18 protein-coding genes are annotated in these 20,088 nt (G+C 61.5%); 7 read left to right on the top strand and 11 right to left on the bottom strand.

Annotated features, from left to right (window positions below; genetic code table 11):
- Positions 1 to 55 precede the first annotated feature (55 nt).
- From rnk to trpS, 3 genes are all read right to left on the bottom strand, one after another.
- Positions 56 to 469: a nucleoside diphosphate kinase regulator gene (gene rnk / locus RX328_RS24820; protein ID WP_213256556.1), complete on the bottom strand. Its 414-nt coding sequence runs from the start codon at positions 467 to 469 to the stop codon at positions 56 to 58.
- Positions 470 to 485: 16 nt separating this feature from the next.
- Positions 486 to 971, bottom strand: coding sequence for a GreA/GreB family elongation factor (locus RX328_RS24815; protein WP_317258497.1), 486 nt, complete (start codon positions 969 to 971; stop codon positions 486 to 488).
- A gap of 453 nt (positions 972 to 1,424) precedes the next feature.
- Positions 1,425 to 2,444, bottom strand: a complete 1,020-nt coding sequence (gene trpS, locus RX328_RS24810; protein WP_213256560.1) for a tryptophan--tRNA ligase — start codon at positions 2,442 to 2,444, stop codon at positions 1,425 to 1,427.
- A 573-nt stretch (positions 2,445 to 3,017) separates the two neighbouring features.
- On the opposite strand from trpS, the gene RX328_RS24805 reads away from it, so the two are divergent.
- Entirely contained in the window at positions 3,018 to 3,533 is a 516-nt protein-coding gene (locus tag RX328_RS24805) for a septal ring lytic transglycosylase RlpA family protein (protein WP_213256562.1), read from the top strand.
- 201 nt (positions 3,534 to 3,734) lie between these two features.
- Here the strand turns inward: RX328_RS24805 and RX328_RS24800 are convergent, their stop codons facing one another.
- The 4 genes from RX328_RS24800 to RX328_RS24785 form a co-directional block, all read right to left on the bottom strand.
- Positions 3,735 to 4,244, bottom strand: a complete 510-nt coding sequence (locus RX328_RS24800) for a hypothetical protein (RefSeq protein WP_213256564.1) — start codon at positions 4,242 to 4,244, stop codon at positions 3,735 to 3,737.
- 269 nt (positions 4,245 to 4,513) lie between these two features.
- Positions 4,514 to 7,240 carry a DNA gyrase subunit A gene (gyrA, locus tag RX328_RS24795; RefSeq protein WP_213256566.1) on the bottom strand — a complete coding sequence of 909 codons (2,727 nt, stop codon included), beginning with the start codon at positions 7,238 to 7,240 and terminating at the stop codon, positions 4,514 to 4,516.
- 192 nt (positions 7,241 to 7,432) lie between these two features.
- Positions 7,433 to 7,831, bottom strand: coding sequence for a DUF2306 domain-containing protein (locus RX328_RS24790; protein WP_213256568.1), 399 nt, complete (start codon positions 7,829 to 7,831; stop codon positions 7,433 to 7,435).
- A 261-nt stretch (positions 7,832 to 8,092) separates the two neighbouring features.
- Positions 8,093 to 8,581, bottom strand: a complete 489-nt coding sequence (locus RX328_RS24785; RefSeq protein WP_213256570.1) for a single-stranded DNA-binding protein — start codon at positions 8,579 to 8,581, stop codon at positions 8,093 to 8,095.
- A gap of 506 nt (positions 8,582 to 9,087) precedes the next feature.
- Between RX328_RS24785 and RX328_RS24780 the strand changes: the two genes are divergently transcribed.
- The 4 genes from RX328_RS24780 to RX328_RS24765 all read left to right on the top strand — a co-directional run bounded on the left by RX328_RS24780 (position 9,088) and on the right by RX328_RS24765 (position 14,384).
- Positions 9,088 to 9,834, top strand: coding sequence for an outer membrane protein (locus RX328_RS24780; RefSeq protein WP_317258495.1), 747 nt, complete (start codon positions 9,088 to 9,090; stop codon positions 9,832 to 9,834).
- A gap of 224 nt (positions 9,835 to 10,058) precedes the next feature.
- Entirely contained in the window at positions 10,059 to 10,715 is a 657-nt protein-coding gene (locus RX328_RS24775; RefSeq protein ID WP_213250100.1) for an outer membrane protein, read from the top strand.
- Between the two features lie 268 nt (positions 10,716 to 10,983).
- Positions 10,984 to 13,965, top strand: coding sequence for an excinuclease ABC subunit UvrA (gene uvrA, locus RX328_RS24770; RefSeq protein WP_213250102.1), 2,982 nt, complete (start codon positions 10,984 to 10,986; stop codon positions 13,963 to 13,965).
- Positions 13,966 to 13,988: 23 nt separating this feature from the next.
- A complete protein-coding gene (locus tag RX328_RS24765) occupies positions 13,989 to 14,384 on the top strand; it encodes a barstar family protein (RefSeq protein WP_249726263.1) in 396 nt (131 codons plus the stop codon).
- 81 nt (positions 14,385 to 14,465) lie between these two features.
- Here RX328_RS24765 and RX328_RS24760 read toward each other — a convergent pair whose 3' ends face one another.
- Together RX328_RS24760 and RX328_RS24755 are read right to left on the bottom strand one after the other, a co-directional pair.
- Positions 14,466 to 14,792 (bottom strand): PRC-barrel domain-containing protein, encoded by a 327-nt coding sequence (locus tag RX328_RS24760; RefSeq protein ID WP_213250103.1) that lies wholly within the window; start codon positions 14,790 to 14,792, stop codon positions 14,466 to 14,468.
- A 217-nt stretch (positions 14,793 to 15,009) separates the two neighbouring features.
- A complete protein-coding gene (locus RX328_RS24755; protein WP_213250105.1) occupies positions 15,010 to 15,780 on the bottom strand; it encodes an AAA family ATPase in 771 nt (256 codons plus the stop codon).
- Positions 15,781 to 15,860: 80 nt separating this feature from the next.
- On the opposite strand from RX328_RS24755, the gene RX328_RS24750 reads away from it, so the two are divergent.
- The gene (locus RX328_RS24750; RefSeq protein WP_213250107.1) at positions 15,861 to 16,184 is read left to right on the top strand and encodes a hypothetical protein; all 324 of its coding nucleotides are present in this window, start codon (positions 15,861 to 15,863) and stop codon (positions 16,182 to 16,184) included.
- Between the two features lie 415 nt (positions 16,185 to 16,599).
- Positions 16,600 to 17,256: an outer membrane protein gene (locus tag RX328_RS24745; protein WP_213250109.1), complete on the top strand. Its 657-nt coding sequence runs from the start codon at positions 16,600 to 16,602 to the stop codon at positions 17,254 to 17,256.
- Between the two features lie 260 nt (positions 17,257 to 17,516).
- Here RX328_RS24745 and RX328_RS24740 read toward each other — a convergent pair whose 3' ends face one another.
- Together RX328_RS24740 and RX328_RS24735 are read right to left on the bottom strand one after the other, a co-directional pair.
- Positions 17,517 to 18,374, bottom strand: a complete 858-nt coding sequence (locus RX328_RS24740) for a PCC domain-containing protein (RefSeq protein ID WP_213250111.1) — start codon at positions 18,372 to 18,374, stop codon at positions 17,517 to 17,519.
- A gap of 4 nt (positions 18,375 to 18,378) precedes the next feature.
- On the bottom strand, positions 18,379 to 20,028 hold the full coding sequence (locus RX328_RS24735) for an acyl-CoA synthetase (RefSeq protein WP_213250528.1): 1,650 nt from the start codon (positions 20,026 to 20,028) through the stop codon (positions 18,379 to 18,381).
- Between the last annotated feature and the right edge of the window lie 60 nt (positions 20,029 to 20,088).

Genomic DNA, 20,088 nt, shown 5'->3' with positions numbered 1-20,088 from the left:
GACGACTGTTAAGGCAGCCTGTTAGTTGAAACGTCGTGCATATCAACGCCTCCCTTCAGTTGGACACGCCTAGTACCGTCAAGGACCGCTTGTTGTGGCCCGGCGTTTGAAATTCGATGGCTTGGCCAACCGACAGGCCGATCAACGCAGCTCCGACCGGCGTAAGAACCGAGACGCGCTTTAGCGTTATGTCCGCTTCGTGGGGATAAACCAATACCACGTCCCGGACTTCACCGGTCTTGTCATCGCAGTACCGGACCTGCGAGCCCATGTGGACCACGCCGCGTAGATCGGAAACGTCCGCCACCACGCGTGCACGTTCTATCTCCCGTGCAAGGAAGTGAGCCACGCGCGGGAACAGCACCGCGCTCGAACTGGCCAGAGCGTTGAGGCGCCTCGCCTCATCCTCCATCACCGTGATGGGCGGCAACACGATTTCGGGCTTGCCCTTGCGATTAGTCTTGCTCATTGCCTTCTCTCCTTTCCTAAGCGGCTGATGGTCCCGGATCATCGTCATCAAAGAGCTTCTTGCCCTTGACCACCGGATTGCGAAACAGAACCCTGACAACATCATTCGGATCACCTCGACTGACGCGTTCGATCTTGACGACGTTGGTGCGCCCGGCGGTGAAGAAGGGGATTTCGCTTCCGACCTTCAGTCCGACCAACGCTGCGCCCAACGGTGACATCACGGGGATTTGGGTTCGCTCGGACGTGTAGTCTTCGGGGTACACCAGTTGCCTCGTCTCGCGGGGGAAGCCCCAGGTGATCCAGAACGTCACCCACGAACCCATGGTGACGATACTGTCCAATCTGGCAGCGCGATCAGGGACGACTTCCGCACGGTTGATCTCGCTCAACAGAAAGCGCGCGTCCACGTCGCCTTGATCTGCGCCCAGCTGCGCGAGCCGTTCCAAGCGGCGATGGTCAGACGTCGGAAGAGTGACGTTCGGGAAAAAGGGGTTGCTCACGACATGCCTCCTCGTTTGGCCTTCCCTCGCGGGAGAGCCACACACCAAATCTGTTTGATGAAGGAAGGGGTGTCCGGACGGCACCAAGTACCGTCCGGCTAAGCTCCTGCTTGGAGCCGTCCGGCGTGCAAGCAACGCCGCGCAATGCGCGGATCGATGTCGAGGACGTGGATCATATCTTGGCCACCATAGGACCTTCCGCTGTCCCTGTAACGCGACCAAAGAGCACACACGTAGGGAGAGCGTTGTACCGGCCTGTTCTAGCATCCAGCAAGCTGCGGACCCCTTTTGAACATGGCTCGTGAAGGATTGGTCAATGTCCGTCTGGGGTCAAATTCGGAAGTCCGAGCGTGCAACTCGGCAGTCCGCTTTACAAGAACAGACATCATCAGCCGGGGCTGTCAGGTCCGAGAAGTGCAACAACGGACACACCTTGGCTTGCCCCCAACCCGATTAATTCAGCATGAATAGACCAAGCGCGGCGCGAACATCGCGCAAAGTGGCATCTGTTATCTCACGCGCTCGCGCAGTGCCTCGCTTGACGACTTGCAGCACATAGCCAGGATCACGAGCGAGTGCGCGGCGACGGTCTCGGATCGGCGCGAGAAGTGCCTGCAGCACGTCATCCAGACGTTTCTTCACAATGCTGTCGCTCAAACCGCCGCGGATATAGCGTGCCTTCAAATCCTCAACAGCAATGTAATCTTCGTCAAACGCATCCAGGTACGTGAAGACCACGTTGCCTTCGACGCGACCTGGGTCGGATGCCTTTATATGGTTTGGATCAGTGAACATACGCCGGACAGCCTCACGTATTTCATCGGCTGTGGCTGATAGCTGAATAGCATTGCCCTGCGACTTGCTCATTTTGGCTTTGCCATTGATGCCGGGAAGGCGTCCGACGCGAGGAATAAACGCGTGGGCTTCGGGCAGCACGTCAACACCAGCTTGGCGATTTATGCGGCGAATAACCTCATTGGTTTGCTCGATCAATGGAGCTTGATCTTCCCCCACCGGGACAATCGTCGCTTTGAAACCGGTGATGTCGCTGGCCTGGGCTACAGGATAACAGAGAAAGCCTACAGGAATATCTCTGCCAAAACCTCGCGCCTGGATTTCGTCCTTGATGGTTGGGTTGCGCTCAAGCCGCGCCACCGTGACAAAGTTCATGTACAGGAGGGTCAAATCGGCAAGTGCCGGGAGATGCGATTGAAGACAGATCGTGCTCTGGTTCGGGTCGATCCCGACAGCCAGGTAGTCTGTCGCGATCTCAAGGACATTGTCACGCACCCGACCAGGATTGTGCGCATTGTCCGTGAGCGCCTGGGCATCCGCCAGCAGCAGGTACTGCTGGTGCGTCGTCTGTAGGGTGACGCGGTTCTTCAACGAACCGATGTAGTGCCCCAGGTGCAGCGGGCCGGTGGTTCTGTCGCCGGTCAAGATAACAGGATGGGTGGCGGACGAATACTGCATCGCGGTTCTCGACAAGCCGTGCCGCTCCTAAGTGGAGCGCCACCACAAGTTCGCGAACGTGATCACGACGACAGTCATGCGGACGATATTGACGAAACTTCGAGGAAAGCAAGTCGGCTTGATGTCTCAAATGGGTCATCACCGGAAGTCAGAGGACGGCCTGCCCTCGTCCGCTATTCCCTCAACAGCTGACAATCTTGCATAAAGTCGTCACGTCCGAAAATTGCCAACAGCAGATAGCGCGCGCAGTGAGGCCGGAAGCAATGCGCAATTGATGGGAGCCATCAAGGTTACGCGCCTTGTCGTGGTTGATCTAAATCTGCGCTTCTCTTGTGCGATGGGGTGCATCGAGACCGCTGTCTCCATGGTTCAGGAGCAACAAACTCTCAACTAGGGCCATACCGACGAATAGGCGTTCCTTGCTGCGGTGCGCCTAACCATCGAACTATTTGATAGTGGGAAACATCGGTATTCATTCACCTTTTCCGCCACGAGAATTTCCGCATGTGCAGGAACAGAGCCGCATGAGTTTGCATTGTTCATTTGTTTTTCTATTTGTTTGTGAGGCCGCTCATGCGTCTTCTTTTTGGAATAGTCGCGATTGCGACAGTCCCGGCCTGGTTGGGCGTACATGCAAATTCTGCTGCAGCACAGACCTTCAATGATAGATGGTCCATCGTTCCAAAGGCGCACGCCGAACCGGCTCCTGAGGCACCAGACCAGACTACGCAAAATCCGCTAGAGCAACCTCCGACTGGAGAACCGACACGTCGTCCGGAAGTTCGCTCAGCCCCTCGATCTTCCAACCGGGCGTTTTCCGGCAAAGCGTCTTACTATTCATACTCTAAAGGAAAAACAGCGAGTGGTTCCTCGTTCAATCGGGATTCACTGACCGCTGCCCACCGCAACCTGCCGTTCGGCACAAGAGTTCGCGTAACTGATCTTGCGAGCAGCAAGTCTGTAGTCGTTCGTATCACCGACCGGGGACCCTGGGTTCGCGGCCGCGTCCTGGACCTTTCACTCGGCGCTGCGCGCGGTTTGGGGATAACGGACCGCGGCGTGGCCCAGGTTCGCGCTGAGGTGCTTTAGCTTGTATCTGCTAAGGAAGTCTCGGGAGCGGCCTTAACGCGCAAAACAGCGAACGACACGAATCTCCGAAAGCATTCCCAATACAATTATCGCTGCGGGGACCAGCAGATCATTGCCCATTCCACAATTTCATATGGCAAAGCCGGAGTGATCTGCAGTTTGTGCCAATCGCGGCGGAGCCCGGCACGTTGGCAAATCGCTTCAATTCTGTGACTGGACAACCGGGCCGGCGCTCTCGCGGGGGTTCGAGGCGACTTGTGGTAGGGCAAGGGTGAAAGCATCGACCAGCCGACGTCGCCAAGGTTGCGTCAGCATCGACAGCTTGCCTTCGAGCAGAGCTGCCCTTTCCCGGGCTCCCACGCTTTCCGTGCTGACTTTGAGCAATTCGGCCAAAAGCTTGTTGGTCCGTTCGCATTCTCTTTCAAAGTCGGCCCGATGGCCGCTGGCAATCACCTTCATCTCCGCCAGCTCGGTCTGCAAGGTCTCAATTCGCTGCCTTAAGGCGGTGACCACCTGGTGACCGGCCTGGGTTTGCGGCTGACGGGGTATTGGGGAATGGGTGAATTCGCTGAGATCGACCTGGACAAGCGTCTTGCCGTCGTTCGAGCGGGAGCGCGGCCAACGATGTCGTTTCACCAGAGCGCGGGCAGCCTCTGGGGAAATCTTGAGCCTTTCGCCCAGATCAGCATACGTCAGCATCTCGACGGGCATGGTATTCGCTCCCGTTGGCCGGACGGTCACCACCCGGACACAGCACATCGTATCGATCTATGGTTAAGGACTGGTTTACGGCGGACGGGACCCAGACGCGGCGCGCCGGGGTGAGCGTCCAGCGACGTTGCGTCGTAGCCCGGGTGGAGCGAAGCGGAACCCGGGAGCAGTCTCCTAGCGGATAGGCTGATCCCGGGTTGCGCTACGCTCCACCCGGGCTACCCGCTCGTTGCGCTTCACCCGGCCTACCCTTCGTCATCCGAGCGGCGCTAGCCGCCATTCCCGTTCACGCCGTTCTCGTCTTCCGAAATATGCTCGACCGATACGACGTGCTCGTCCTCGGCGGTATCGAACACGATGACGCCTTGCGTCGAGCGGCCGGCGATGCGGATGTCCTCGACGGGGCAGCGGATGAGTTGGCCCTTGTCGGTGACCAGCATGATCTGGTCGCTGTGCTCCACCGGGAATGACGCCACCAGCTTGCCGTTGCGGTTGTTGACGCTCATCGCGACGATGCCTTTGCCGCCGCGGCCGGTGGTGCGGTACTCGTAGGACGAGGTGCGCTTGCCGTAGCCGTTGACGGAGACCGTCAGCACGACCTGCTCCTGGGCCGACATCTCCGCGTAGCGCTCCTGCGAGAGCTGGAGCGAGCCCGACGTCTCCTCACCCTCGGCATCAGCAGGCTCGTCAACCGCGGTTTCGCCGGCAACCGCGCGGCGCATCTTCAGGTAGGCCGACCGTTCGTCCGAGGTGGTCTCGACATGGCGCAGGATCGCCAGCGAGATCAGTTTATCGCCCTCCGCCAGCGCAATGCCGCGTACACCCATCGAGGTGCGCCCCGTGAAGACGCGCACGTCGGTAACGGGGAAGCGGATACATTGCCCGCCGGCCGCCGTCAGCAGCACGTCGTCGTGCTCGGTGCAGATCTGCACGTCGACGATTGACTCGCCCTCTCCGAGCTTCATCGCGATGATGCCGGAGCGGCGGACGTCGACGAAGTCGGACAGCTTGTTGCGGCGAACGGTGCCGCTTGTGGTGGCGAACATCACGTCGAGATTGCCCCAGGAGGATTCATCCTCGGGCAGCGGCATGATGGTGGTGATGCGCTCGCCCTGCTCCAGCGGCAGGATGTTGATCATCGCCTTGCCGCGCGCGTTCGGCGCCGCCATCGGCAGCCGCCACACCTTTTCCTTGTAGACCTGGCCCTTCGAGGAGAAGAACAGCACCGGCGTATGGGTCGAGGCCACGAACAGCCGGCTCACAAAGTCCTCGTCGCGGGTCTGCATGCCCGCGCGGCCCTTGCCGCCGCGCCGCTGCGCCCGATAGGTCGAGAGCGGCACGCGCTTGACGTAGCCGGCGTGCGAGACGGTGACCACCATGTCCTCGCGCTGGATCAGGTCCTCGTCCTCGACCTCGCCTTCCTGCTCGACGATCACGGTTTTCCGCGGGGTCGCGAACTCGTTCTTCACCTCGGCGAGTTCGTTCTTGATGATCGCCTGGACGCGGGCGCGCGAACGCAAAATTTCAAGATAGTCGGCGATTTCAACCGCGAGCTTGTCGAGGTCTTCGGAAATCTCCTCGCGGCCGAGCGCGGTCAGGCGCTGCAGGCGGAGATCGAGAATAGCCCGGGCCTGCTCGAGCGACAGCCGCGCAGTGCCGTCCGGTGCCATCCGGTGACGGGGGTCGTCGATCAGCGTGATCATCGCTTCAACGTCCTTGGCCGGCCAGTCGCGCGACATCAGCGTGTCGCGCGCGGTGTTCGGATCGGGCGAGGTTCTGATCACGCGAATGATCTCATCGATATTCGCAACCGCAATCGCAAGCCCGACCAGGATGTGGGCGCGGTCGCGCGCCCTGTTGAGCAGGAACTTGGTGCGGCGGGTAACGACCTGCTCGCGGAACGCGATGAACAGCGTCAGCAGGTCTTTCAAATTCATCAACTGCGGCCGGCCGCCATCCAGCGCCACCATGTTGGCGCCGAAATTGGTCTGCAGCGGCGTGAAGCGATAGAGCTGGTTCAGCACCACGTCGGGCACCGCATCGCGCTTCAGCTCGACCACGACGCGGAATCCGTCACGGTCGGATTCGTCGCGCAGGTCGGAAATACCGTCGATCTTCTTCTCGCGCACCAGTTCGGCGATGCGCTCGACCATCGTGGCCTTGTTCACCTGGTAGGGAATTTCGCTGATGATGATCGCTTCGCGATCCTTGCGGATGGTGTCGATCGTCACCTTGCCGCGCATCACGATCGAGCCGCGGCCGAGGTGATAGGCCGAGCGGATGCCCTGGCGTCCGAGTATGATGCCCCCCGTCGGGAAATCCGGGCCCGGCACGATGTTGATGAGATCGTCGATGGCAAGCGCGGGATTGTCGATCAGCGCCACGCAGGCGTCGATGACTTCGCCGAGATTGTGCGGCGGGATGTTGGTAGCCATGCCGACCGCGATGCCGCCCGCGCCGTTGACCAGAAGGTTCGGGAATTTCGCCGGCAGGACCGTCGGCTCTTTTTCGGAACTGTCGTAGTTCGGCTGGAAGTCGACGGTGTCCTTGTCGATGTCGTCGAGCAGGCTCTGCGCGATCTTGGTCAGGCGGGATTCGGTGTAGCGCATGGCCGCCGCCATATCGCCGTCCACCGAGCCGAAATTGCCTTGGCCGTCGATCAGCGGCACGCGCATGGAGAATTCCTGCGCCATGCGTACCAGCGCGTCATAGACAGACTGGTCACCGTGGGGGTGGTATTTACCGATGACGTCGCCGACCGTGCGCGCCGATTTGCGATACGGCTTGTTCCACTCGAAGCCGTTTTCGTGCATGGCGTAGAGAATGCGGCGATGCACGGGCTTGAGTCCGTCGCGCGCGTCCGGCAGCGCCCGCGCCACGATCACGCTCATCGCGTAATCGAGATAGGAGCGTTTCATCTCGTCGAGGATAGAAACGGGGCGAATGTCGGAGTGCTCCGGCGGCTCGCCGGGCTTGTCGTCTTCGTTGTCGGACAAAGGGGAATCCAGTCAGTTCTCAGCTAAGAATCATATAGCGCATCGAGGGTCCGATAACCACCCCGAAGCTGTCAGGCGGAGCTGTTTTTCCGCTCGTTTTTTCATGGACTTACGGGCTCGGCGGCAGCTTCCGCGAGCGGCCGTTTGGGGACCGTAAGAGACCCCGCCCGGGACGGCGTTTTTGGCCTTCGCCTAAGGGCCGAAAACCACCGCGTGCATGATCCGGCCCGGCAGGAACGTGAACAGCCCGGCGATGATCAACCCTCCGCTAAAAATGCCGATCATGGTCTTGCGGTGACGGCTCACATTGTGCCCGCGCGCGGCAATGACCGCGACCGGCAACATCACCAGAACCAGGATCGACAGCAGATGGATCGGGCTCCAGGGGCCGAGCAAGCGGATCTCGTGGATCCAGAACGAGCTGGCGGCGACGATGGCCATCAGGCTGACCCAGATCCAGCCGACCGTCCGGTGCGGCAGGGTCCCCTTCGGCGCAGCGAACTGTACGACGCCAAGGGCGAACGCGGCCATCGCTGCCATGGCATGAACCGGTATGGCGGGCGCGGCATCCAGCAACGGAGCAAGCGACATCTGAAACTCCGGGCCATTGCGGGCTCGGCCAAAACGAGCCCTCGCGTCACGCGGCCCATGCTCGCATCAATCTTTCCATTGTCAAGTTATATCTTGACACTGTCAAGTTGAGCGTGCGCCCGCCTGGATCAACGGCTGTCGGCCAGCTTCGAGAATTGCCAACGGGTTGAAGGTGCACGATTCCGTCATGGCCTGGTTCGATCCCGACCATCACGGCTTCGTTGCTGCGGCAAGATATGCGGCCGAGGGAGGGCCTTCGCCTCAGAACGGGATGTCGTCGTCCATATCGCTGTTGCGGCTGCCCGCCGCGACCGCCCGCCGCGGCGCGGAGCTAGCCGGACCGCTCGAGCCGAAATCAGCGGAATCATCGGAGCCGAAGCTGCCGCCCCCGCCGCCGCTGCGGCCGTCGAGCATGGTCAGGTTCGAGTTAAAGCCCTGCAGCACGACCTCGGTCGAGTATTTGTCGACGCCGCTCTGGTCGGTCCATTTGCGCGTCTGCAACTGGCCCTCGATGTAAACCTTGGCGCCTTTCTTCAGATATTGTTCGGCTACCTTGCAGAGCCCCTCGTTGAAGATCACCACGCGGTGCCACTCGGTCTTTTCCTTGCGCTCCCCGGTGCCTTTGTCGCGCCAGGTCTCCGATGTCGCGATGCTCAGATTGGCGATCGGCCGCCCATCCTGTGTCCGCCGGATTTCAGGATCCTTGCCGAGGTTGCCGACCAGAATCACCTTGTTCACGCTTCCCGCCATCGCCGCTCTCCACTCAATATCGCCGGCAAAAATCACTGGTTCGGCCCGTTTCCGTGCCGGCCGTCTTCAGTTCTTGACCTGTCGCTGGTCCGTTTCCGCGTCCGCTCCCGGACGTCCGGACCCTATACACTGACAGGCCCCGCTGACTTGGCGATCCCTCGGCAAGTCGCCGGTTATCCACATATAGCATCGCCCACGTGTGCGTTCCAGCTTTGTTCCACAAACAGCCCCCGTCTGCCCTGCTGCGGCGTTGCAATCTATGAGCGACCCCCGGGAACTCACGGGGGAACCGAAAGAGACGAAACGGAACCCGAAAGTTCCCGCCTCGGTTCCAATTATACCAGATAAATCATAAGCTTCCTTCCATAAACTTGGCTGGCGCCTGTTGCATCCGGGACACGCCATTTCTGCGCGAGTCGCGCTATAGAATTCTCCAGCGGCGCGGGTGCTCGCGTCACAACAACGCTTCAGGCCTAGCGGGAAGCGGACAAAATTGGGGATAGATCATGAAGAAGTATCTGTTAGCTACAGTTGCTCTCATCGCGTTCGCCGCACCCGCGGCGGCGGCCGACCTCGCTGCGCGTCCTTACACCAAGGCGCCGCCAGCCCCGATCGCCGCTGTCTATGACTGGACCGGCTTCTACATCGGTGCCAACGGCGGCTGGGGTACGAGCCGCAAGTGCTGGGACTTCCTGCCGGTCGCCGGCGGCAGCATCGCGGAGGGTTGCCATGACGCAGACGGCGGCACCGCCGGTGGTCAGATCGGTTATCGCTGGCAGGCCGGCACTTGGGTGTTCGGTATTGAAGGCCAGGGTAACTGGGCCGACTTCCAGGGCAGCAATGTGAGCCTGATCGATCCGACACTCCGCAACGAGTCGCGCATCGATGCGTTCGGCCTGATCACGGGCCAGGTCGGTTACGCCGCCAACAACGTTCTGTTCTACGTCAAGGGCGGTGCGGCCGTCACCGCGGATCGTTACCGCATCTTTGATGTTCCCACGGGCCTCCTGGTTGCCACCACCGGCGACGACACCCGTTGGGGTGCCGTGGTCGGCGCGGGCATCGAATTCGGCTTCGCCCCGAACTGGTCGGTCGGCGTCGAATACAATCACCTGTTCATGGAGGACCGCGACCACACCTTCGTCGACACGACCGGCGCCTTCTTCGGCACCGACCGGATCAGCCAGGACGTCGATATCGTCACCGTTCGCGTCAACTATCGCTGGGGTGGCCCGGTCGTCGCGAAGTACTGATCGCAACGCCAGCGCGGGACTACGGAAAGGCCGGCTTCACGCCGGCCTTTTTGTTTGGTTGTAGCCCAACGCAATTGTCACGCGCGCTGGTTGTTCTCTCCACGGTTTTGGACCCAATGTGGTATTTCGGCGACAGCATTTTGCGGGAACTTTGCGCTATATGCCCCAGCAACCTCGAATTGACGGCTGAGGAAAGTTGCTTGGAGCCGCGAAAGGAAAAGAAAGTGAAGAAGATTCTGCTGACCACCACTGGCCTGATCGCGCTTGGGATGGCGCCCGCGATGGCCGCCGATCTTGCTGCCAGGCCCTACACCAAGGCGCCCGCCGCAGCGATCGCGATCAACAACTGGACCGGATTCTACATCGGTGCGATGGGCGGTTACGCGCAGGAAAACTCCGATGGCTTGGGTACGCTCAGCGGCGGCTTCGCCGGCGGCACTGTCGGCTACAATTGGCAGACCGGCAACGTTGTCCTGGGCGTTGAAGCCGATGGCGCTTGGGCTGACGTGGGCGCGACCCTGGGCATTCCCGGCCTCGTTTCGGTTGACTACACTATTCGCTCGATGGGCACCGTTCGCGGCCGCGTCGGCTACGCCTTTGATCAGGTCCTGATCTACGGCACCGGCGGCTACGCATGGTCTGATAACCGCCTGACTGCAACGGCACTCGGCGTAAGCATCTCGGACAGCCAATTTCACTCCGGCTGGACCGTTGGTGCTGGTGTCGAGGTCATGTTCGCACCGAAATGGTCGGTCAAGGCCGAGTACCTCTATCGCAGCTTCGAAGGCCAGACCTACTTCGCCGGCACTGTCCCGGGCGGCGTTCCGGTCGGAACGATCAATCTCAACAGCGTTCAGGTCGGCGTGAACTATCACTTCTAAGCCTTTCTGCTAAGGCTGCAGGAGCCTCCGTTCCGGCCAAACCGGAGCGGAGGCTTTTTTGTTTGAGCAGTTCCGAGCGCAACTGCTGACTGCTGCTGCCAGAAAGATCTCAGTTCAAACAATCCGTTGATGATTCGCGCGCGGCACTGGAAATTCCCTGCCGTTCTTCCTATGTTCCAGCATTCTTTTAATCGGCGCCTGATCCCGGTTCTTGCCCGGCAATGCGCGCCCAACGTGGCGCGTCTCCCACGCGTCTGGAAATGCCGATATGGATGAAGTGCTCAGGGCGAAGCGCCAACACAACGCCGGCTCCGCATCACGCGCGATAACGATCCGCGGCGCGCGCGAGCACAATCTCAAGAACGTCGATATCGAGATTCCCCGCGACAAGCTCGTCGTGTTCACCGGCCTCTCCGGCTCCGGCAAATCCTCGCTCGCCTTCGATACCATCTATGCCGAGGGCCAGCGCCGCTACGTCGAATCGCTCTCGGCTTACGCGCGCCAGTTCCTGGAGATGATGCAGAAGCCGGACGTCGACCAGATCGACGGCCTGTCTCCAGCGATCTCGATCGAGCAGAAGACCACGTCGAAGAATCCGCGCTCGACCGTCGGCACCGTTACCGAAATCTATGACTACATGCGCCTCTTGTGGGCGCGCGTCGGCGTCCCCTACTCGCCGGCCACCGGATTGCCGATCGAAAGCCAGGTCGTTTCGCAGATGGTCGATCGCGTGCTGGCGCTACCCGAAGGCACCCGGCTCTATCTGCTGGCGCCGGTCGTGCGCGGCCGCAAGGGCGAGTACAAGAAAGAGCTCGCCGAATGGCTCAAGAAGGGTTTTCAGCGCGTCAAGATTGACGGCACCTTCTATGAGCTGTCGGAGGCGCCGACGCTCGACAAGAAATTCCCACACGATATCGACGTCGTGGTCGATCGCATCGTGGTCCGGCCCGATCTCGGCCAGCGCCTCGCTGAGAGCTTTGAGACCGCGTTGAAGCTCGCCGAGGGCCTTGCCGTGATCGAATATGCCGACGCGCCGGCGGGCGCGCCGGCGGCCGAGGACAAGAAGAAGACCGCAAAGATCCACGACAAGAGCGGGCCGGAACGGATTCTATTCTCGGAGAAATTCGCTTGCCCGGTCTCCGGCTTCACGATTCCCGAAATCGAGCCGCGGCTGTTCTCGTTCAACAATCCCTATGGCGCCTGTCCGGCCTGCGGCGGCCTCGGCGTCGAGCAGCACATCGACGAGGACCTCGTCATTCCCGACAAGGAGCTGACGCTGCGCAAGGGCGCGATTGCGCCCTGGGCCAAGTCGTCCTCGCCGTATTACATCCAGACGCTGACCGCGCTCGGAAAGTTTTATAAGTTCACGCTCGACACCAAATGGAAAGACCTGCCGAAGAAGACGCAGGCAGCGCTCTTGCACGGCTCCGGCGACGATGAGATCAAGTTCTCCTACGAGGATGGCGTCCGCTCCTACGACACCAAAAAACCGTTCGAGGGCGTCATCACCAACCTCGAGCGCCGCTACCGCGAGACCGAGAGCGAATGGGCGCGCGAGGAGCTGGCCAAATATTTCTCCGACATCCCCTGCGAGGCCTGCAAGGGCCATCGGCTCAAGCCGGAGGCACTCTGCGTCAAGATCGGCGGCAAGCATATCGGCGAGATCTCAGAAATGTCGGTGAAGCGCGCCGGCGAATGGTTCGAAAGCGTGCCGAAGGCGCTCAACGATCAGCAGAATGAGATCGCCGCGCGCGTCCTGAAGGAGATCCGCGAGCGGTTGTCCTTCCTGCTCGACGTCGGCCTGAACTACCTCACGCTCTCACGCTCCTCCGGTACCCTCTCCGGTGGCGAAAGCCAGCGCATCCGCCTGGCCTCGCAGATCGGCTCGGGGCTGACAGGCGTGCTCTATGTGCTGGACGAGCCTTCGATCGGCCTGCACCAGCGCGACAATGCGCGCCTGCTGGAGACGCTGAAGCGGCTGCGTGACCTCGGCAACACCGTAATCGTGGTCGAGCATGACGAGGACGCGATCCGTCTTGCGGATTACGTGCTCGACATCGGCCCCGGCGCCGGCATGCATGGCGGCCATATCGTGGCGCAAGGCACGCCCGCCGACATCATGCGGAATCCGAAATCGCTGACCGGCAAATATCTCACCGGCGAATTATCGGTGCCGATCCCCGAGCGGCGGCCGCCGAACCACAGGCGCACCATCAAGGTCATCAACGCCCGCGGCAACAATCTGAAGAATGTCTCAGCGGAAATTCCGTTGGGGCTGTTCACCTGCGTCACCGGTGTTTCCGGCGGCGGCAAGTCGACGCTGCTGATCGACACGCTCTATCGTGCCATCGCGCGCAAGCTCAACAACGCCAGCGAAGGCGCCGCCCCCCACGACCGCATCGAGGGGCTGGAGCATATCGATAAGATCATCGACATCGACCAGTCGCCGATCGGCCGCACCCCGCGCTCCAACCCCGCGACCTATACCGGCGCCTTCACCCCGATCCGGGAATGGTTTGCCGGCCTGCCCGAAGCCAAGGCCCGCGGCTACGAGCCCGGCCGCTTCTCCTTCAACGTCAAGGGCGGCCGCTGCGAGGCCTGTCAGGGCGACGGCGTCATCAAGATCGAGATGCACTTTCTGCCCGACGTCTACGTCACCTGCGATACCTGCAAGGGCAAGCGCTACAACCGTGAGACGCTCGAGGTCCTGTTCAAGGGCAAGTCGATTTCCGACGTGCTCGACATGACGGTGGAAGAGGCCGCCGAATTCTTCAAGGCCGTCCCCCGCGTCCGCGAAACCTTCAAGACGCTGCACCGCGTCGGCCTCGACTACATCCATGTCGGCCAGCAGGCGACGACGTTGTCCGGCGGCGAAGCCCAGCGCGTCAAGCTCGCCAAGGAATTGTCAAAGCGCGCCACCGGCCGCACGCTCTACATCCTGGACGAGCCGACCACGGGGCTGCACTTCCACGACGTCGCAAAGCTTTTGGAAGTGCTGCACGAGCTGGTCGCCCAAGGCAACACGGTGGTCGTGATCGAGCACAATCTGGAGGTCATCAAGACCGCCGATTGGGTGATCGACTTAGGCCCCGAAGGCGGCGACGGCGGCGGCGAAATCGTCGCCTGGGGTCCACCCGAGGATATCGTCAAGGCGCCGCGGAGCTATACGGGTAAGTTCCTGGCGCCGGTGCTGAAGAAGGCGGAGGGGAAGCCGAGGAAGAGCACCAGCGCGAGCGAAGCGGCGGAGTAAGGTTAGCTGAAGCGAGTGGCCGGTTGAGCAGGGGCTTACAGATATTCTTCGCATTTGAAGACGAAGGCACGTCTCAGAATGCAGTCGTGTGCGCCAACATCGCGGCGAGCATTTTGAGCAAACAGGCACTTTTGGCTACCCTCGCTACAAAGCTTAGTTTTCCCGACTACTTTGGGGAGAATTGGGACGCGCTCGAGGAATGTATTGCCGACCTATCCTGGTTGCCTATCGGCCCGGTAATTGTCAGGCACGCCGACGTGCCGCTAGTTGGCGATCCGCGAAATGCGAAAATCTATGTTGACATACTGAATGCCGCCGCTCGCAAGATGTCGAAATCGGACGATCATCCGCTTTCGATCGTCTTTCCGGACGGATGTCGTGACCAAGTAGCGTGGTTACTTCGATCCAGCTTCGTTTGACGGCCGCAGGCGGAGGGCGGATTAGCCAAGCATAATCCGCCGTTTCTTCCTCCCCGCGAGTGGGTCACTCCGCCGGCGCCGCTACACCGTCCAATAATGCGGATGCGGCTGCGAGCGGTCGCCCCAGTCGAAGGCGTCGTCATCGAGCTCGCACGGGCCATTGTGCAGATCCTCCAGTGTCACGTCGGTCTGGTAGGCCTGACGCGCAGGATCAAATCGGAGTGCGTCCCAGCGGATTGGACAATGATGGTGGCTGCCGAGCAGCCCTCCGGTCTTGATCACGGCGTAGGCAACCGTTCCGCTCACCTTGTCGAGCATCAGCCGCTCGATCGAGCCGAGCTTCGTGCCGTCGCGCCCGTAGACGCTCACGCGCTCGACGCGATCACTGGGCACCAGGGTATGAGGCATGGCATCCTCCCTGCTTTCCCTTGTTCGATCGATATTATAGCACAACGGCGGTCCGGCTTGGGTGATCCGACCTGCGACAAAGTCTGCAATGACTGCCAGAAACGCTACAGGAAGGGTGGAGCGACTTGTCCGCCGAAGCTCAACGTGCGTAGGCGGAAGCGGTACCCGCACGATGCACAAGGGAGGGTTCCGCGTCGCCACCAACCCTACAAGCCCCTCACTCCTCGATCGCCGCCTGCACGAACCCGTCCGGATCGTCGCAAAACTCGCGCAGCACTTTGTAGTGGTCGGTCTCGCGCACCGTCACCGGCTCCAGGCCGTACTTTGTCAGCCGCAGCAGCGTCGCGTTGGGATAGGCCATCAGGACAGGCGAATGCGTGGCCATGATGATCTGGCAATGGCCGATCTGGTCCATCCGCCGCATCAGTTTCAAAAACTCGATCTGCCGCGATGGCGACAACGCCGATTCCGGCTCGTCGAAGATGAAGATGCCTTGGCGTTGGCAACGCTCCTCGAAGAAGCGCAGAAAACCTTCGCCGTGGGAATGCGAGAGGAAATCAGGGGGCGGCGGGCCGGGCGTTCCGATGGCCGCTTCATCGAGATAGCGGGCGACTGAAAAGAAACTCTCGGCACGAAAGAACCATCCGTTGGTGATCTTCGGCAGCCAGCTTGCGCGAAGGGCGGTCGACAACATTCCGCCCATCTTCTCCAAGGCCTTCGAATGATCGACCGGCATGTACCCCTTGCCGCCGCCGGCTTCATCATAGCCGGCGAGCACGGCAATGCCTTCCAGCAGCGTGGACTTCCCCGTCCCGTTCTCGCCGACGATGATCGTAATCGCCTTATTGAAGCTCAGCTCGAACTCATCGCGCAGCAGCGGCAGGCAGAACGGATAGGCCTCTCGGTTGGTGATCCGCGCCGGCTCGAGCCAGATGCGCTTGAGGTACGGCGCCGGCAGATTGATCGCACGATTGCGTTTGTAAGCCATGGCTCGCAGCCCCGCGGAACAAAGTCATTCGTAAGGGTTATACAGACAATGTCGTACAATCCTAGATGGCACCCCGCCCGATGCCGAGCCCCGCCTACACCCTTTTCCGCGACGCCATTCTCCGCGAGCAGCAGGTCGTCTGCGCCTATGACGGCCGCGCCCGCGAACTGTGCCCGCACATCATTGGTACCAACAAAAGCGGCGAAGAGGTCGTGCTCGCCTGGCAATTTGCCGGCGAAAGCTCAGGCCCGCTACCGCAATGGCGCTGCCTGAAGCTGGCGAATGTCAGCAATGCCCATACGCGCGGGGGCCGTTGGCACGAAGGCCGCTCGCACCGCACGACGCAGACCTGCGTCAGCAATATCGATCTCGACATCAACGTTCACGTCCGCAAGCGGCGGTGAAGCAAAGCTGTGCCCGATGGTAGCGCGTCCTGCCCGCCTTCGCCGGGGTTACGAGTTCACGTAGTTCTAGCCTTCATTGCGATAGGCAACTGGACAAACATCGAGCGAATGCAGCCGCCTATCGCGCAGCTCGCGAACGCATCTCACGCTACACGTCGCCGCACTGCTGTCGAAATAGCAACCTGCCCGCGCCAATGCGCGGACGCGCTTCGGTCCAATTTTTGCCGGCATACATGACGTATGGTTAACCTGCGAGCGACGTTCTCACATCCGCGCGAACGTCGCTTGCAGACGGCTCTTTGGGGGCGCGTTCGCGCCCGCTTTCCGAAAACGATACGTCACCATGCCGGTGCAATCGGTCCGCTATGGCGGCCTGCAGGGGGTTATACGAGTGTTCAACTTCAGGGGACAAAAAATGAAACGACTACTTCTAGCTGGCGCGGCTCTTTCGGTCGCGACCGCGGCCTCGGCCGCCGACATGCCGGCGCGGCCCTACGCCAAGGCACCGGCGGTGGTGTCTCCGGCGTACAACTGGTCCGGTTTCTACATCGGCGCGATGGGCGGTTTTGGCTGGGGCGGCAGCGATAGCGATGCCAGCGGCGGTTTCGGCGGTGGTACGATCGGCTACAACTGGCAGCTTCCCGGCAGCCAGTTCGTATTCGGTGTCGAAGTGGACGCCGCCGGCGCCAGCATCAAGGACAGCATCACCGAAGACATCGGCGGCATCCTGCTCACGACGGAAAGCAAGATCAACTCATTCGGCAGCGTGACCGGCCGCGCCGGCTTCGCGATGGATGCGGCCTTGATCTACGCCAAGGGCGGTTATGCGTGGGCCAACCACAAGGCCTCGATTTCAGCGCTCGGCACGACGTTTTCGGATAGCCAGACCCACTCGGGATACACCGTCGGTGGCGGCCTCGAATACCTGTTCACACCAAGCTGGTCGGCCAAGGCCGAATACATGTACACCAGCCTCGGCGGCGAGACCTATAATCTGGGCGGCTTGCCGCTGGATTCCGGCACGCTCGACTTCCACACCATCAAGGTTGGCGTGAACTATCACTTCAGGTGAAGTGGCTGCGTAGGGTGGGCAAAGCGCAGCGTGACCACCATTCGCAATGATGCTACTGGAGAGATGGTGGGCACGGCACTGCGTGCCTTTGCCCACCCTACAGACCGTCGTCAACCGCGACTTGTCCGCCGTAGCTCAAAGAACGAAGGCGGAAGGCGGGTGACCCAGTATTCCAGAGAGCGCAGCGATTGAGCGATGGGCCGCAGCGTACTGGATGCCCCGCCTTCGCGGGGCATGACAGCGCGTCATGGGAATCGTCGTCACACCACCTCGAGCACCAGCTCCATCGTCATCAGCACGGGATTGTCGCCGCGCATCAGCCGTCCCTCGGCGATGCCGCCGAGATAATCGACCAGCGCGACATCGAGCTCAGCCTGTAGTATGCCGTCGGCGCCAGGCGCGATCGCGCCGGCCTTGATCGCAAGCTCGGTCGCAAACGGCACCACGGTTCGGCCGTCGATGAAATGCGCGCCGATGGTGGAGCCGACGCCGCCGTGAATCCGCGCGCGCAGGATTCCGTGCTGCCGGCAGAAGGTCTCCAGCGCCGCGGCAAAATCCTGGTTCGGCCGCAGCCGCAAGGCGAAGGCGCGGCTGGTGGTCTCGGATTCCGTGCTCGCGCACGCGACCGGCCCGAACAATTTGAAATTGGTCTCGGGATCGGGCTCGGCCGTGAACATCGCACCATCGATGCCAAACGCTTCCACCGCGAACGATTCGGCGACGACGCTCTCCTCGGGAAGAATGTGGCCGCCATGCAGATGTCCGTCTGTCTCGGTCCACAGACCGTGGCAATGGAAGAACGGCGCGCCGTCGCGATCGCCGAGCGTCATCGCGCCGAGCTTCAGCCGCGTGATGCCGGCGGGCCGAAACGTATCGCTGTAGAACGCGGCATTGGCGCCGGTCTTCGACAGCGCCGGCATCACATAGGCAAACGGCCCGAGTGCCCCTCCCCGCATGCTCAACACGCCGCCGGAAAATCCGGCTTCGGCAAAGCCGCGGCGCGCAGCCTCGAGCAGCGGCAGGTCCGCCTGCAGCGTGAACGAAAACGCCCGTCCCCGTGCCTCGACCCATTGGATGCGCTCGGGCGCGGGCGGCCCGGGCTGCGCGATGCTGCGCATCGGCTCAACTGCCTGTTTTCGAGACGTTGTCATTGGACGCGTTTTCCACACGCGAACCGGGCGCCACTTCGCTCGAAAACGCTTTGGTCTCAAGCAGTCCCCTCGCCTCCAGCTCATCGCGGACCAGCCGCTTCGGAATCTTGCCGTAACCGGATTTCGGCAGCGCCTCCCAGAAGAAGAAGCGCTTCGGCATTTTGTAGCGCGGCACCTTGGGCGCCAGGAACGCCGCCAGCTCGGCCTCGCTCACCGCGGCTGCGCCCTCGCGCGCGACACAGACGGCAACCCCTACCTCGCCCCAGAACGGGTCGGGCACGCCGAGCACCGCCACCTCGCCGATCGCGGGATGGGTGAGAATCTTCTCCTCGACCTCGCGCGGATAGATGTTGGAGCCCCCGGAGATGTACATGTCCGAGGCGCGGCCGGTGATGTAGACAAATCCCTCCTCGTCCATGTGGCCGAGATCGCCGGTACGAAACCAGCCGTCGCGAAACGCCTTCGCGTTAGCCTCAGGGTTATCGTAATAGCCGGCGAACACAGCGGGACCGATCACGCAGATCTCACCGGTCTCGAACGGTTTGAGCTCGCGCCCGTCGTCGCCCTGGATTGACACCTGCATCCCGGTGCGCTCGAAGCCGCAAGTGCCGATGCGCGCCTGCGGACCGTCCTCAGCGTCATGCAGACTGGCCGGCATCACCGTGATGTTGCCAGTGACCTCACCGAGGCCGAAGTACTGCACCAGTACCTTGCCGAGCGTGTTCAGCGCCGCCTTCTGGTCCTCGCGATACATCGGCGCGCCGGCATAAATCACGAAGCGCAGCGAGGAATGATCGTATTTGTCGACGGCGGGATGCTCGACCATCATCTTCAAAATCGTCGGCACGGTGAAGATGTTGCTGACGCGATGGGCTTCAATCAGCCGGAACGCTTCCGCAATGTCGAATTTTTCCGACGGCAGCAGAATGGTCGGTACGCCCCGCGCGGCCTGTACGAGCTGGTGCACGCCGGCGCCGTGCGACAGCGGCGCGACCACCAGCGAGGCATCCATCTCGGTCGTGCCCGGCATCAAATCGGCGAGATGATTTGTTACCACAAAGGCCATCTGCCCATGGGTAAGAATCGCAGCCTTGGAGCGCCCGGTTGTGCCGGAGGTGAAGAAAAACCAGCAGGGATCGTCGTAGTCGACCGCCGCATTCTCGACCTTGGCGCCAGCGTGCTCGGCAATCACATCACTGACCGCCTTCTCGCCGAGGCCGCCCTCGCCGATTCGCCAGATGAATTCGAGCGCCGGATTGGCCACCGCCGTAGCGTGATCGGGGAAATCGCCATGGCACAAAAACCCCTTCGCGCCGGAGGCGCTGGCGAGATAGGCGACCTCGTCCGGCATCAGGCGGAAATTGGTCGGCACCCAGACCGCGCCGAGCCGAAAGGCCGCGAACATCGACCAGAACATCTCATCGCAATTTTTGGAATGGACTAGGATCCGGTCGCCCTTGGCGATACCGCGCGCGGCGAGGCCGGCGGCCAACGCCGACACGGCACCATCGATCTCGCGCCAGGTCCAGGATTTATCGCCCCAGATGAAGCCAATGCGGTCGCCATGGCGGCGGGCATTCTGGGTCAGCATATGCGCCAGATTCATCACCCGGCGCGACATCCGCGCCAGACCGCCGCGCGGGGTAGGAATGGTCACCGTTTCAGTCACAGGGAATCAACC

Source organism: Bradyrhizobium sp. sBnM-33, assembly GCF_032917945.1.
In the GTDB taxonomy this organism is placed as follows: Bacteria; Pseudomonadota; Alphaproteobacteria; order Rhizobiales; family Xanthobacteraceae; genus Bradyrhizobium.
This window is presented reverse-complemented; position numbering and strand designations above follow the sequence as displayed.

Coding starts and splice junctions, on each gene's coding strand:
- rnk (WP_213256556.1), bottom strand. CDS start 469: ATGAGCAAGACTAATCGCAAGGGCAAGCCCGAAATCGTGTTGCCGCCC.
- trpS (WP_213256560.1), bottom strand. CDS start 2,444: ATGCAGTATTCGTCCGCCACCCATCCTGTTATCTTGACCGGCGACAGA.
- RX328_RS24805 (WP_213256562.1), top strand. CDS start 3,018: ATGCGTCTTCTTTTTGGAATAGTCGCGATTGCGACAGTCCCGGCCTGG.
- RX328_RS24800 (WP_213256564.1), bottom strand. CDS start 4,244: ATGCCCGTCGAGATGCTGACGTATGCTGATCTGGGCGAAAGGCTCAAG.
- RX328_RS24790 (WP_213256568.1), bottom strand. CDS start 7,831: ATGTCGCTTGCTCCGTTGCTGGATGCCGCGCCCGCCATACCGGTTCAT.
- RX328_RS24785 (WP_213256570.1), bottom strand. CDS start 8,581: ATGGCGGGAAGCGTGAACAAGGTGATTCTGGTCGGCAACCTCGGCAAG.
- RX328_RS24780 (WP_317258495.1), top strand. CDS start 9,088: ATGAAGAAGTATCTGTTAGCTACAGTTGCTCTCATCGCGTTCGCCGCA.
- uvrA (WP_213250102.1), top strand. CDS start 10,984: ATGGATGAAGTGCTCAGGGCGAAGCGCCAACACAACGCCGGCTCCGCA.
- RX328_RS24760 (WP_213250103.1), bottom strand. CDS start 14,792: ATGCCTCATACCCTGGTGCCCAGTGATCGCGTCGAGCGCGTGAGCGTC.
- RX328_RS24755 (WP_213250105.1), bottom strand. CDS start 15,780: ATGGCTTACAAACGCAATCGTGCGATCAATCTGCCGGCGCCGTACCTC.
- RX328_RS24750 (WP_213250107.1), top strand. CDS start 15,861: ATGCCGAGCCCCGCCTACACCCTTTTCCGCGACGCCATTCTCCGCGAG.
- RX328_RS24745 (WP_213250109.1), top strand. CDS start 16,600: ATGAAACGACTACTTCTAGCTGGCGCGGCTCTTTCGGTCGCGACCGCG.
- RX328_RS24740 (WP_213250111.1), bottom strand. CDS start 18,374: ATGCGCAGCATCGCGCAGCCCGGGCCGCCCGCGCCCGAGCGCATCCAA.
- RX328_RS24735 (WP_213250528.1), bottom strand. CDS start 20,028: ATGTCGCGCCGGGTGATGAATCTGGCGCATATGCTGACCCAGAATGCC.